This window comes from Chryseobacterium contaminans, assembly GCF_001684955.1.
GTDB classification, from domain to species: Bacteria; Bacteroidota; Bacteroidia; order Flavobacteriales; family Weeksellaceae; genus Chryseobacterium; species Chryseobacterium contaminans.
The window spans coordinates 20845-33927 of the sequence record NZ_MAYF01000246.1; the positions used below are offsets into that span (position 1 = coordinate 20845).

The 13083-nt window shown below is 36.1% G+C and carries 12 protein-coding genes; 2 read left to right on the forward strand and 10 right to left on the reverse strand.

Features of this window, described 5'->3' with window-relative positions; all coding sequences use genetic code 11:
* Nucleotide 1 precedes the first annotated feature (1 nt).
* Entirely contained in the window at nucleotides 2-808 is an 807-nt protein-coding gene (locus BBH99_RS13020) for a hypothetical protein (RefSeq protein ID WP_073300178.1), read from the reverse strand.
* 593 nt (nucleotides 809-1401) lie between these two features.
* Between BBH99_RS13020 and BBH99_RS13025 the strand changes: the two genes are divergently transcribed.
* Complete coding sequence (locus BBH99_RS13025) at nucleotides 1402-3108, forward strand: helix-turn-helix domain-containing protein (RefSeq protein ID WP_083188824.1); 1707 nt, start codon at nucleotides 1402-1404, stop codon at nucleotides 3106-3108.
* A 32-nt stretch (nucleotides 3109-3140) separates the two neighbouring features.
* On the opposite strand, the gene BBH99_RS13030 is transcribed toward BBH99_RS13025, so the two are convergent.
* The 3 genes from BBH99_RS13030 to BBH99_RS13040 all read right to left on the reverse strand — a co-directional run bounded on the left by BBH99_RS13030 (nucleotide 3141) and on the right by BBH99_RS13040 (nucleotide 7257).
* Entirely contained in the window at nucleotides 3141-5273 is a 2133-nt protein-coding gene (locus tag BBH99_RS13030; RefSeq protein ID WP_066696349.1) for a type IA DNA topoisomerase, read from the reverse strand.
* Between the two features lie 225 nt (nucleotides 5274-5498).
* Nucleotides 5499-6374, reverse strand: coding sequence for a pirin family protein (locus tag BBH99_RS13035; protein WP_066696351.1), 876 nt, complete (start codon nucleotides 6372-6374; stop codon nucleotides 5499-5501).
* 124 nt (nucleotides 6375-6498) lie between these two features.
* Nucleotides 6499-7257 carry a response regulator transcription factor gene (locus BBH99_RS13040; protein WP_066696354.1) on the reverse strand — a complete coding sequence of 253 codons (759 nt, stop codon included), beginning with the start codon at nucleotides 7255-7257 and terminating at the stop codon, nucleotides 6499-6501.
* A 145-nt stretch (nucleotides 7258-7402) separates the two neighbouring features.
* On the opposite strand from BBH99_RS13040, the gene BBH99_RS13045 reads away from it, so the two are divergent.
* On the forward strand, nucleotides 7403-8059 hold the full coding sequence (locus BBH99_RS13045; protein ID WP_066696356.1) for a DUF1349 domain-containing protein: 657 nt from the start codon (nucleotides 7403-7405) through the stop codon (nucleotides 8057-8059).
* 229 nt (nucleotides 8060-8288) lie between these two features.
* Here BBH99_RS13045 and BBH99_RS13050 read toward each other — a convergent pair whose 3' ends face one another.
* The 6 genes from BBH99_RS13050 to BBH99_RS13075 form a co-directional block, all read right to left on the reverse strand.
* Entirely contained in the window at nucleotides 8289-8600 is a 312-nt protein-coding gene (locus tag BBH99_RS13050) for a hypothetical protein (RefSeq protein ID WP_066696358.1), read from the reverse strand.
* A gap of 69 nt (nucleotides 8601-8669) precedes the next feature.
* Nucleotides 8670-9017: a cupin domain-containing protein gene (locus tag BBH99_RS13055; protein WP_066696360.1), complete on the reverse strand. Its 348-nt coding sequence runs from the start codon at nucleotides 9015-9017 to the stop codon at nucleotides 8670-8672.
* Nucleotides 9018-9582: 565 nt separating this feature from the next.
* Nucleotides 9583-10203, reverse strand: coding sequence for an alpha/beta hydrolase (locus tag BBH99_RS13060; protein WP_066696377.1), 621 nt, complete (start codon nucleotides 10201-10203; stop codon nucleotides 9583-9585).
* A 7-nt stretch (nucleotides 10204-10210) separates the two neighbouring features.
* Nucleotides 10211-11164 carry a ring-cleaving dioxygenase gene (locus BBH99_RS13065; RefSeq protein WP_066696362.1) on the reverse strand — a complete coding sequence of 318 codons (954 nt, stop codon included), beginning with the start codon at nucleotides 11162-11164 and terminating at the stop codon, nucleotides 10211-10213.
* A gap of 99 nt (nucleotides 11165-11263) precedes the next feature.
* A complete protein-coding gene (locus tag BBH99_RS13070; protein ID WP_066696365.1) occupies nucleotides 11264-11560 on the reverse strand; it encodes a GNAT family N-acetyltransferase in 297 nt (98 codons plus the stop codon).
* A 50-nt stretch (nucleotides 11561-11610) separates the two neighbouring features.
* Nucleotides 11611-12543, reverse strand: a complete 933-nt coding sequence (locus tag BBH99_RS13075) for a ring-cleaving dioxygenase (RefSeq protein ID WP_066696366.1) — start codon at nucleotides 12541-12543, stop codon at nucleotides 11611-11613.
* Nucleotides 12544-13083: the final 540 nt, after the last annotated feature.

Here is a 13083-nt window from a genome sequence, read left to right on the forward strand (position 1 = left end):
TTTAATTGTTTACAATTACTTTTTCGTGGGTATTGAATTTTAAGATGGAGCCTAACATAAAATTATTGGCGACCTGCGTGCCGTCTGTAGTGGTTCTCCCTATGGCAAAATGGTAACCATTATTGCTGGAAGTAATTCTTCTGCATCCTACCTTGGCGACATGGGAACCGACTGCTAAATTCTGAATAATATAGTTCAGTGTAAAAATAGACTGGTTCTTATTCCCTTTTCCATACACTCCGTTAATCTGATCGGATCTTAGTGAAACCAAGATATTATCAACAAAAATTCCGCATACAAAACGTACAAACTGACTATCAAGAGTTCCTACGTCCGACATTTCAATTCCGGTCTGAAAATTCAGATTTACTCTGTTATCTGCATTACTGATATTAAAATTTGTAGCTAAACCCGGTATCTCTGTCCATTTCGGAGATGCCTGGGTAAGCGTTTCTCCTGTAGTGCTTGTAGCCACTCCGTCACCGGGACTTACATTTCCGAAATTAATGCCTACCTGGTCTGTTGTAAAACGGGATTCTATAATCCGGTATTCACCAGCTTCATAAAACCCTACTTTTGATGCTTTCCATTGGGGCGCCATATTAGGTCCCTGAGAAACTAATAAATATTTGTCAGATCCGGGGATTCCGGCTGTTGTGGCTGTTCCTCCAACTTTCAGTTCATTCCTAATAGTAAGATCACCATTGATGTCTAAAGTGGATCGCGGATTAGTAGTATTGATTCCAACCTGGCTTCTGACCATGAAACTTACGGCCAGACAAAGAGTAAATACGAAGCGTTTTTTCATCCCTTTTTAATTTCGATCTGCAAGATTACACTGTAGTAATGAATAAAAACAACTGTAACAGTGTATATTTATTGAAATCATTCTAAGAATAAGTCTAATTTTTCATATCAATTTTAAACCCCGATATACAAATAAGCATAATTGATTGTCAACAATTTAACCTATTCACTAAGATGAATAAAATATTGAATTATATATATTGAATTGTATATCAATTAAGATTTATATACTAATTTTATGTTAACAACATTAGTATTATTAAGTAAAACAATAATCAACATAAAATAAGGTAACCCGCTACCATAACGGCTATGTATTCTTTTATTATATGATTAACTGAGGTCTCTTTAACAAGGTCCTTTTATTATTTTAAACAGATAGTAAAGTAATCATAGCTGCATTTTTAGTGTAAGGGTTAGCTTCTGACCGCTTTACACTCAACCTGTACAGAAAAATATATTGCGGATTGACCATAAAAAACTATTTTTGCAACGTCTTGAACAGGAGAAAAAAATAAAGCAATATTGATGATATTTTAATTAAATTTAATCTAAAATCTTGCTTTATAGCGTTCAATAAAAAGTATTTTTGAAATGACTTACAAAAAGTACCATTGGTGGATGAATAAAAATAAAAACGGAAACACAGGTACCGGTTTGACGAAAGCTTTGTTTTTTGTGCTTTCAATATTGATTTCCTGTTCTTATTATTCCCAGACTCCTGATCCCAAGAATGCACAAGAACTCATTACAAAACAGTATAATATTTTTAACCTTAAAGGGATTGACCCTGACATCAATGATGTAAAAAAACTGATACAACAATCTGAGAAGCTAGACTTTACGGAAGGAACCCTGCGCGGATTGATTATGCTTCAGCGTCTTGCCATCAGAAAAGGAGATTATAAGCTTGCCGATAATTATACTGAACAGGCTGAAAATATTGCCCATCAAAAAGGGTATGATTATAAATTAACGGCTGCTTATTTCAATAAAGCCAATGCTTATTTGAAATTAAAAATGTACAAGGAAGCTAAAGCGATGGTAGATAAAGCCATGGCCATTTCACAGAGTAATCCGGACAAAGTAGACAAACAGCTTTGGGCTTCTCAGAAATATTCTTTCATGGCAGGAGTAGCTGCCGAATTTAACAAACATGATTCTATCATCTACTATACTAAAAAAAGTCTGGCTACTGTAGAAGCTATTCCTACTAAAAACCTGACAGATCATCAAAAAATCATTTACTATCATTTTCTGATTTTTCAATTGATGAATATGGGAATTTCCTGTACTGAAAGCATGAAGCCTCCAAGAGCAGATCTGGCTGAATCCTATTTTAAAAAAGCGCTGAGCTATTCTACCACACAACCTCAATATTTTAAGAGAGCAGGTATAGAAGTCTATGAGTCTGTCAGCAATTTTTATTTCGAACAGAAAGATTATCCCAAAGCTATAGAGTATTCCAAAAAGGTTCTGGAACTTGAAAGAACCAACAGAAAAGTGGAAGAAAGGCTCCTGGCATTAGGACGCCTCAAAGATTCCTATGGTATTCTGAAAAATAATGATGAAGAGCGTAAATATCTGAAATTATATACCGCATTAAAGGATAGTACTGACAATGTTGAAAGAAAAGCCATCGTTAATGATGCCAGAAACCAAATCAGTAAATCTAAAAAAGAGGTTACCGCAGAATACAAAGAAGACCGTAAAAATATTTTCTTGGTTTCTGCAGGTGTTATTGTTCTTATCCTTATTGCTGCATGGCAATATAGTATTTATGGAAAGCGTAAATACCGCCAAAAATATGACCAGCTGATCAGTAAATTGAATAACGAGAACTCTGTACAGGGAACAGAGATTGAAAAAAAGGAAACCGTCTATAATAATGCTATATATTCTGAAACAGAGCAGAAGCTCCTTAAAAAATTGCAGGCATTTGAAGCATCAGATAAGTTTCTGAAGCCGGAAATATCCATGAATCTTCTTGCCAGCCATTTTAAAACCAATGCAACTTATCTTTCTAAAATTATCAATAAGGTTAAAAATCAGAATTTTAATAATTACATCAACAGCTTAAGGATTAATTATATTACCAATAAGCTGTATAATGAGAAAAAATACAGAGAGTATAAAATAAGTTATCTTGCAGAAGAGTGTGGATATGCTTCCACCCAGGTTTTTGTTATTGCTTTTAAAAATGAACATGGGGTAACACCATCTTATTTTATCAAGCAGCTGAAAAGTGACAGTGATGCTATTGAAAGTACGGATGGTAAAGTTACAGATCTATCCGTATAGCATTCTTTTTCTGTATTGATAAATATTATGCACTAACCAAGCTGCACCTGAAAATCATCTCCCAAAGTCAGAACACCTTCTGTAAGGCTTTCCGGATGGGCACTGAACCCTTTCAGCTTTGAAGTCTTCCCTTTTAAAACAAGGTCTAAAAGCTGTTTATCAGAAAGCTTTTTCCCAAATATTTCAAATGTAATTTTGAAGCCGCAATTTTTGAAATCGGAACATCCTACAGCGGTTTTACCCTTGATCAGATTGTGTTCTTTACATTTAGGGCACTTTGTTTCTTCCCAGGACTGAAGTTCTTTTTTCTGTGCAGGTTCTCTTTTCTTCTTTTCCTTCACTTCTTCTTTTTCTTCCTCCTGCAGGGTAATGACTTTTCCTTTTCCGTACACTACTTTATCGGTAAGTTCTGTTACCATCTGGATCAGTTCTTCTTTGAAAAGGTTGGCTTCATATTCTCCTTTTTCAATTTTACGAAGTTTGGATTCCCATTCCCCTGTAAGTTCCGGACTCTTTAAAAGTTCGTCTTCAATGGTATCGATAAGCTGGATTCCTGTTTGGGTAGCAATCAGGTTTTTTCGCTTTTTTTCAATATATTTTCTTTTGAAAAGGGTTTCGATGATGTTGGCACGGGTAGATGGTCTTCCGATCCCGTTATTTTTCAGCATTTCGCGTAATTCTTCATCTTCAACCTGTTTTCCGGCTGTTTCCATCGCTCTCAGCAAGGTTGCTTCCGTGTAAGGTTTTGGCGGAGTGGTTTTTCCCTGGTGGATCATTGGATCATGTGGCCCGGTTTCTCCTACGGTAAATTCAGGAATGGTCTGTTCTTCCTCTTTTTCTTTTTCCTTGTCCTTATCGGTAGATTCTTCTTTGGGTTCTTTAGCATATACCGTTCTCCATCCCGGTTCCAGGATCTGCCTTCCGCTGGTTTTAAAAGGAATGGTTCCTACTTTTCCTTCTACCAAGGTATTTGAAATTTTACATTCAGGATAAAAAACAGCAATGAAACGTTTGGCGATCAGGTCATAGATCAGCTTTTCTTCCCTGCTCAGGTTTTGAGAAGGAGGAACTTCCGTAGGAATGATCGCATGGTGATCGGTTACTTTCGTATCATCAAATACCGCTTTGGATTTTGGAATCGGAGCTTCCAATAAAGGAGCAATCAATTCCTGATAAGGATACATTTTTTTCAGAATCCCTTCTATTTTCGAATATAAGCTGTCTGATAAATAGGTAGTATCAACACGCGGATAGGTTACATGCTTCTTTTCGTAAAGACTTTGCACATAATTCAGAGTATTTTCTGCTGAATAGCCATATTTTTTGTTGGCTTCTACCTGTAATCCGGTCAAATCGAAAAGTCTTGGATTCTTTTCTTTTCCTTCTTTAATTTCGAAAGAAACGATTTCGAATGGATTTACTTTAAGGTATTCCAGTCCTTTTTCTGCTCTTTCTAATGTTTTCAGACGATCAATCGCTGCATTGAAAATTACATCACGGTATTTGGTTTTCAGTTCCCAATATTCTTCTGTGGTAAAGGCATCAATTTCTTTCTGACGCTGCACCAGCATCGCTAAAGTAGGTGTCTGTACTCTTCCAATGGAAAGTACGGCTTTATTCCCCCCAAATTTCTTGGTGAAAAGCCTTGTTGCATTAATTCCCAATAACCAATCTCCAATAGCTCTTGCATTTCCGGCCAGATAAAGATTTTTGTAGTCTTCTGCAGGTTTCAGGCTTGCAAAACCTTCTCTGATGGCATCTTCGGTCAATGAGGAAATCCATAAACGCTGAACAGGTTTGTTGCATTTTGCTTTCTGCAATACCCAGCGCTGGATCAGTTCCCCCTCTTGCCCGGCATCCCCGCAGTTAATGACCTCATCACATTCCTCCACTAATCTTTCAATAACTTTAAACTGGGTTTCCACGCCTTTATTCGGGATCAGCTTAATACCAAAACTGCTGGGAATAATGGGTAATGAAAATAAGTTCCAGGATTTGAACTGTGGACTGTAGTCGTGAGGTTCTTTCAGGGTACAAAGGTGTCCGAACGTCCATGTTACGCAATAGCCGTTCCCTTCCATATAGCCCTGTTTAGATGTGGTAGCACCTAATACTTTGGCGATATCTCTGGCAACACTTGGTTTTTCGGCAATACATAATTTCATGAACTCGGGTTTAATGAAGGAGTGCAAAAATCGTGATTTTTTTTGACTTTAGCTAATTTTGTTTGAAGCCGGAAGATGGAAGAAGGAAGTTATGGAGTATGTAAATGACAACTGTTTTCATCATTTTTAAGATTGTTTTATGCCAAAAACCCTCCTTTAAAAAAGAGGGTCGGATCAACAATATTAATGAAACCAGTTCATTATTCTTTTAAAGTTGAAATTATTCTACATCGTCATAGGAACTTCCATGAGAAGAATTTCAGTATTTTCTTTTGTCGCTTTTATATTTAAATCTTTAATATCCCATACTCCAAAACCATCTCTTTCTTCTACTTTTTGGCCTTCAATTTCTGCACTTCCTTTAATGATGAAGGCATAGACTCCGTTTCCTTTCTTTTGGATTTGATAATTCACATCTTTGCCATTGTCAAAAGTTCCTAAATGAAACCATGCGTCCTGATGAATCCAAACCCCTTCATCATCAGCATTTGGAGAAAGGATTTGCTGGAATTGGTTGTGACTTTTTGTTTTATCCAAAGTAATCTGATCATATCTTGGTGTCACATTTCTCTTTTTCGGGTATACCCAGATCTGAAGAAACTTCACCAACTGATCGCTGTTTTTATTGAACTCACTGTGCATGATTCCAGTTCCGGCACTCATCACCTGGATATCTCCACTTTTGATGATGGCTGTATTTCCCATGCTGTCTTTATGCTCCAAATCGCCTTCCAAAGGAATACTGATGATTTCCATATTGTCATGCGGATGAGTTCCGAACCCCCGTCCTGCTTCTACTCTGTCATCATTCAAAACTCTTAACACCCCGAAATGCATTCTTTCCGGATTATAATAGTTGGCAAAACTGAAGGTATGCTGGCTCAATAGCCAACCATGATCTGCTTTTCCTCTTGAATCCGCCTTATGAATGACAGTATTTTCTTTAATTTTTGAGTCTGTATTGGGCAGGTGATTATATCCTATGGGCTCTAGCGGCTCTATTTCGTCAATTTCATTTTGCATGGTATTTCCCAGAGAAGCAGATGCTACAAACATTCCTGTTCCAAGTAACCCTTTTTTTAAAAAATCTTTTCTGTTCATATCTCAATTGGTATTTGTTTGTTTTGATGTGACAAATTTAGGGAGCTGAAAATGGTTAGACATTTAACTAGTTTAATAAATGACCTGAAGAAAAATATTTTTCCTGATGCTGTTTTATTTTTATTTAAACCAATCCCATTGCTTTGGCCAGTCTGTAAGCTTCAATTGAGTTCTTTACCTGCAGCTTCTGAAGAATATTTTGCCGATGTCTGTTGACCGTGTTTAAGCTTATTTCAAGTGACTCTGCGATTTCTTTACTCATTTTTCCATGAGCAATCAGCAGCAGCACCTCTTTCTCCCTTGCCGATAATACATCTGTATATTTAAATTCATTGTAATACAGTGTAGTGCCATTTATAGAATTAACAATGACACCATTCTCGTGAAGCAGGGCATTCACATTATTTCCGGATATATTATAAATACAAAGTGCCAGTCTCGCATTATCTTCCTCTACAGCATAGAACATCCGGTGTAATACCGTGAGATATTCTGTTGAATGGCTGCGCATTCTAAGGTTAATAACCATATAATAATCCGTCCATTCAGCCATTGGAATGTCTTTCAAAAAATGAAAAAAATAATGTTCCAGAACCAGCTTTTTCCTGACATCTTCAGGGTGTACTTTATTAAGGATTTCATCTTCCCAGATAGAAGAGATCTCTGTTTCTTCCCCACTACGATCATCACCGATCAGCGAGCTCATACCGCCATAGTGAATCACACTTCTTCTGGTTTTAAGATCTGTCAAAACACAAATAGCATTTTCGATTTCAGAATACATTTTTGCAATGGACCGGTATTTTAACCAGATTCCGGAGACATCTTCCTTTTCAAAAGATTGGTTTAATAACGCTTTATCAAGCTTAGCTTTAATATTCATTGTATGGTTATTTCTAACTATTGAATTCTGTTTTTAGGGAAATTACCTTTGTAAATATAGATTTTTTAATGGTCATTCAATGAAACGATACATCAGTTTCAAGCAATAACCTTCGGTTTTATACTAAACTTTATTATACTTTTTAATGAAAAAATTATTACTAGCGACCTCACTGTCTTTCATGACGGGGTTTATGCACTATTTCAGCGCACAGCGTTTAGAAAAGATGAATTGGTTCAATGAGCCTGAAAAATGGGAAATAAAAGACAATTCTTTATCAATGTTCGTTACTCCGCAAAGTGACTATTGGCGGATTTCCCATTATGGATTTACAGTGGATGATGCTCCGTTTTATTATTCTACGTATGGTGGGGAATTTGAGGTTAAAGTGAAAATTACAGGTGATTATAAAGCCCGGTTTGATCAGATGGGGTTGATGCTTCGTACAGATCATCAAAATTATATCAAATTTGGAATTGAATACGTAGATGGAAAATATAACTTAAGTACAGTAGTTACTCACACCACAAGTGACTGGAGTGTAATAGAACTTAAAGAAAAGCCACAGGCTGTATGGATCAAAGCAATCAGACGTTTGGATGCTGTTGAAATCTTCTACTCTTTTGATGACAAGAATTATATCATGATGAGAAATGCACATCTGCAGGACAATATTCCCGTTATGGTAGGTTTAATGGCCGCCTGTCCGGATGGAAATGGTTTCAATGCAAAATTCGAACATTTTCAGATCAAACATCTGCCTGATCAGAGAAGGCTGGAGTGGCTGAATAAAAATAAATAAAATCTAACCCTTGTCAACGGTTAAAACCTTGGTAAGGGTTGTTATTTCTACTTTTCTTCTAAAGCCAGACGTTTTCTGATTGCATTTACAAATTCTTTTGAAATTCCGAGACAGGATGCCCTATCCTATTGTACTATTCTTTGTGGCATGGGAGGATAGGTTTCTTAACTGCTCAAACATCAGTCAATCTGTAAATATATTTTCTTCCACAAGCCATAAACCTTAAAATTCACTGCTGTAAAGGAGGAAAAAGGCTGTACACTTCGTTCTTTAAAAGTCCGCTTCCTCCTCCATAATGGTCAATTACTTTAACCTCTTTATCTAAACCGGCACAGAATACTTTGATATCTTTTTCAAATTGATCCCCTAATCCGGAACTTAGCAGCACAATATCTACATGATTTTCCCTGATATACTCATAGCAGAAGTTCTCATCACTCTGGATTTCAGCTGTCCAACCTTCATTGTTTTCAATAATTCGTTTTAAGACATCCAGAATCTCCTGATTCTTTCCGATGACTAAAAAATGCAGTGTTTTCATTATAAAGTTTATAGTTCTATGTTTAAAGTTAACGGTTGAGCCTTGAAAGATGTACATATACCATTCATTTTAAATATAAATAAACAGTGATTTTCTTACTTTAGGCTCCAGGTTCTTCGTTTTATGTCCTTTTCCGGTAGTATCTTCTACCAGAAGAATTTCACCTGTCTGGAACTTCCTTTTTTCGCCCAGTGATGTTTCTATTTCCACTCCACCATCCAAAAGTACGATATATTGTTTTTGTGGGGCACAATGAAAATCATAATCGTAGTCTGCGGAAACTTTCCTGAACTGTAGTTTTTTAACCTCTACTATTTCAGAAAGAAACCCAATATCTCCCTGGTTAATAAGCGGAATTTCTATGATTTCAAAATGAGTTTCTCCTTTTTCATCGCTGAAGATTTTGGTGATATTCATTGTTTTTATTGTAAGGATTACTGTTCGTTATATACTTTGTATAGATTCCTACGGAATGACAAATAGAATGCTTTAGCTATCCGCATACTTTGTCATTTTGTAAGAATCTCATCTTTAATTTAACACAATCTCTTTTTCTTGTATCTCGCTGATTGAACAAATCTAGCAGATTTTTTCCCACAGATGGCACAGATTTTCACAGATGATTATGCATAAAGATCTGCGTCATCTGCAAAATCTGCGAGAGATTTATTACTGAAATCCTTCATTATGTGTTATTTCATTCAGAATGATATTCCAATCTTTATTGTAAAGATTAATGTTCGTTATATGCTTTGTGGAGATTCCTAAGGAATGACAAATAGAATGCTTTAGCTATCCGCACACTTTGTCATTCTGTAAGAATCTCATCTTTAATTTAACACCATCTCTTTTTCTTGCATCTCGCTGATTCAGCAAATCTCGCAGATTATTTTTCCCACAGTTAGCACAGATTTTCACGGATGATGATGTATAAAGATCTGCGTCATCTGTTAAATCTGCGAGAAATTATCATTGATATTTCCTATTTAAATACAATAGAATTGGCCAGTTCAATTTCCTCCTGATTAATAGAATGTCCGAAATTAGCATATACTTTCTCCGTTACCTCAGCGTTCATTTCTCTTAAAATATTAGCTGTAGCATATACTCTTTCTACAGGAACATGAAAATCCGGATTGCTGGTTCCCAATACAACAGGAGTTCCTGCAAAATCACCTTTATAATTTTCACGGTTGATCTTATCACCAATCACTCCTCCAATAATGGCTACTGCGCCTCCAAACTTCTGAGCATTTCTGGCTAAAAACTCCAAAGTAAGACATGCTCCCTGGGAAAACCCGAAAAAGTAAATATCTTCAGGGGCAATTCCTGCATCTTTAACCGCTTGTACTGTTTCTTCCACCATTTTCAAAGCTGATGACAGCCAAGGCTCATTTTGTTCTACCGGCGCCATAAATGATAATGGATACCAGGTATGGTTCAAAGCCTGTGGAGCTACGATTGCATATTCTTTTACATTCAAATGTTGTGATAGGCTTAGGATATCCTGAGCACTTCCGCCTCTTCCATGAACCATAATCAAAGCTTTTTTAGCCTGTCTTAATGGTATTCCTGCTGTTTTTATATTTAAAATATGACTCATTATTTCTCTATCTGTATTTTTCTGTTGGATAATCGATCTTTGGAAGAACATCTACCAGACGATTTCTACGTTTTTCAAACTGTTGAGGCAACTGTAGGTCTTCTCCTAAAAATGCAGCTTCTTCATCCACATCGAATCCCGGACCTGAAGTAGCAATTTCGAACAAAACCCCTCCCGGTTCTTTAAAATAGACTGATGTAAAGTATTTTCTGTCTTTCACTTCGGTATGTTCCAACCCAAAAGCATTTAATCTCTCAACCATTTCAAGCTGAGTCTTAGCGTCCGGAGTTGCAAAAGCCACATGGTGAACAGTTCCTCTTCCCGCCAATCCTTTTAATGCATTAGGAGTAGAAAGAAGGTCTACATATTTTCCGGGAAGATCTTCTGTACCTAATCTCAATCGGTCAGGGCTTTCACTGATTATTTTATGATCCATCTGAGTCGTTAACAAGGCAGCTGTTCTTTCGTAAGCATCCTGCCAGATTTCAACGTGGTGAATTCCTTTTAAGGCATAATCTTTAGGAATGTATCCGTTATAATAGCCTTTTCTTTCATCCTTATCATTAAAAACCAACTCCAGTCCTAATCCGTCAAAGTCTTCAAGATAAATAAAAACTTCACCTGATAATCTTTGCTGTGGCTGTTTGTAAGCAATATTAAACTGATCCAAGCGGTTCATCCAATAATCCAATGCCTCCATAGAAACTGAAAAAGCAGTGGTATTCAGCATTCCTTTACCATGTCTTCCATTAATCAGGTCTTTACCGTAAGGAAAAGTCGTCATAATAGTTCCCGGAGTTCCGTATTCGTCCCCGAAATAAAAATGATACACATCTGAATAATCAAAATTTACCGTTTTTTTAACCAGACGCAGTCCTAAAACGCCTGTATAAAAGTCTATATTTTCCTGTGCATTACCCGTAATTGCTGTTACGTGATGCAGCCCTGTGATAAGGTTCATAATTTGGATTTATTAATAAGTTATTGAATCGGCTAAGAAGAAAGAGAAGTAAAAGAGGGAATATTTTATTGATCTTTCCCTCTCAATTTCTCTGAGTATTTACACTTCTTCTCTTAACCACACATCATTATATTCTTCCGGATGACGTTTGAACTGTGCATGTACAAACGGACATAACGGAACTATTTTCAGATCATTTTCTCTTGCATAGGAAACCAGTCTTTCCAATAATATTTTAGCAAAACCTTTTCCTTCAAATTCGGGATCCACTTCGGTATGGTATACGGTCAGTTTTTTTCCAATGACTGAAATATCCATTTTACCGGCTTTCTTGTCATCTGAGAAAAGTTGAATTTCCCCTTTTCTTCCTTCTAAAACGATTTCTGTTCTTTCCATGTCTTTATTTTTATTCAAAGGTAGCTCCTTTATATAAGGGAGATGATGATCTATGATAACTTCGGTAATACCCCTTCTATTTTACTGCGCATTCCTTCATATTGAGCTGGAAGTTTTAAATTTATTCCCAGTTCCTCCAAAGGTTCATCTACTGTAAACCCTGGATTATCGGTTGCAATTTCAAACAAAACGCCACCGGGTTCACGGAAATACAATGAGTAGAAATAATCTCTGTTGATTTTTGGAGTAATGCTTAATCCTGCAGATAATGCCTTTTCACGGTACTCCATCAAAATATTGTCATCTTTTACTCTGAAGGCAATGTGGTGGTTGGTTCCTGCTGCATTTCTTCCGGTTGGAGCTTTATCATTCTCAATAATATCAATAAGGTTGGCTGTGTCAATTGCATCTGTTGCAAATCTGTATCTTTCACCTTCCTGCTTTTGAAGATCATAGCCTAAAAGATCAGTCAGAACTTTGATGGTTGGCTCTGCTCTTTTCAAGGTTAAAGTGACATTATGAAATCCTTTTAAAGCATTTTCATCTTTGATATCATCAGTAGTCCATACTTTTCGGTTGTCATCAACAGATGGTTCTATAAACTGTAACTGAAGACCGTCCGGATCTTTAAAAGAAATCATTTTCTCACCAAAAATTTCCCCTTCTTCTACATTTACGTTGAAGCTTTTCAATCTGTTTTTCCAGAATTCCAGGCTTCCTTTAGGAACTGAATATCCGATATGAGTGGCCATTCCGCTTCCGTTGGTACCTTTTCCTATTCCTTCCCAGGGAAAGAAAGTAAGGATTGTTCCCGGTGTTCCGGTTTCGTTTCCGAAATAGAAATGATAAGTTCCTGGATCATCAAAATTAACGGTTTTCTTTACCATTCTTACTCCTAAAACCTGAGTATAAAAGTCTAAATTTCTTTTCGCGTTGTCTGCAATCGCAGTAATATGATGCAGACCTAATATTCTATTGTCCATGTCTTTAATTTTGATGCTAAATTACACCGACTGAGAATCCTGTACATTTAACTAGTTTAATAAATGCTCTTTGAAATAATTTATTGGCAATATCAAAAAGCACACAAAAACACATTACGTTTTTCATAAAAATTTCAATTTATTTTATCTTTTCAACAACGTTAAAAATTGATCATTTCAATAAAAAATGAATTAAAAAAGAAGAAAACAATTTCTAAACATGTTATGAACCAAAAAAATAACAATACCAAAATACTGATTAACAACAAATTAAATCATTAACAATAATTTAATACTTAAAAACCCTATATTTTTAGTAGACTAATCAAAATTATATTATATATTTGCAGACGTATTCAGGAAATAAAATAAAATGAGCACAGAAATAAAGAATAATGCAACAATAAAACACATCATCAAAAACATGATGAAGGATATCTGTGTGCCTGTGCATGAAGAATACTGTGGGTGACCTTACTTTTAATATGACATACTTTTGAAGGCCCTACCAAGTTGTAGGGCCTTTTTTATTTAAACCAA

What these genes read in the sequence shown, in the direction of transcription:
- BBH99_RS13020 (WP_073300178.1), bottom strand. Translation starts at nt 808, where the DNA reads ATGAAAAAACGCTTCGTATTTACTCTTTGTCTGGCCGTAAGTTTCATG.
- BBH99_RS13025 (WP_083188824.1), top strand. Translation starts at nt 1,402, where the DNA reads ATGACTTACAAAAAGTACCATTGGTGGATGAATAAAAATAAAAACGGA.
- BBH99_RS13030 (WP_066696349.1), bottom strand. Translation starts at nt 5,273, where the DNA reads ATGAAATTATGTATTGCCGAAAAACCAAGTGTTGCCAGAGATATCGCC.
- BBH99_RS13035 (WP_066696351.1), bottom strand. Translation starts at nt 6,374, where the DNA reads ATGAACAGAAAAGATTTTTTAAAAAAAGGGTTACTTGGAACAGGAATG.
- BBH99_RS13040 (WP_066696354.1), bottom strand. Translation starts at nt 7,257, where the DNA reads ATGAATATTAAAGCTAAGCTTGATAAAGCGTTATTAAACCAATCTTTT.
- BBH99_RS13045 (WP_066696356.1), top strand. Translation starts at nt 7,403, where the DNA reads ATGAAAAAATTATTACTAGCGACCTCACTGTCTTTCATGACGGGGTTT.
- BBH99_RS13050 (WP_066696358.1), bottom strand. Translation starts at nt 8,600, where the DNA reads ATGAAAACACTGCATTTTTTAGTCATCGGAAAGAATCAGGAGATTCTG.
- BBH99_RS13055 (WP_066696360.1), bottom strand. Translation starts at nt 9,017, where the DNA reads ATGAATATCACCAAAATCTTCAGCGATGAAAAAGGAGAAACTCATTTT.
- BBH99_RS13060 (WP_066696377.1), bottom strand. Translation starts at nt 10,203, where the DNA reads ATGAGTCATATTTTAAATATAAAAACAGCAGGAATACCATTAAGACAG.
- BBH99_RS13065 (WP_066696362.1), bottom strand. Translation starts at nt 11,164, where the DNA reads ATGAACCTTATCACAGGGCTGCATCACGTAACAGCAATTACGGGTAAT.
- BBH99_RS13070 (WP_066696365.1), bottom strand. Translation starts at nt 11,560, where the DNA reads ATGGAAAGAACAGAAATCGTTTTAGAAGGAAGAAAAGGGGAAATTCAA.
- BBH99_RS13075 (WP_066696366.1), bottom strand. Translation starts at nt 12,543, where the DNA reads ATGGACAATAGAATATTAGGTCTGCATCATATTACTGCGATTGCAGAC.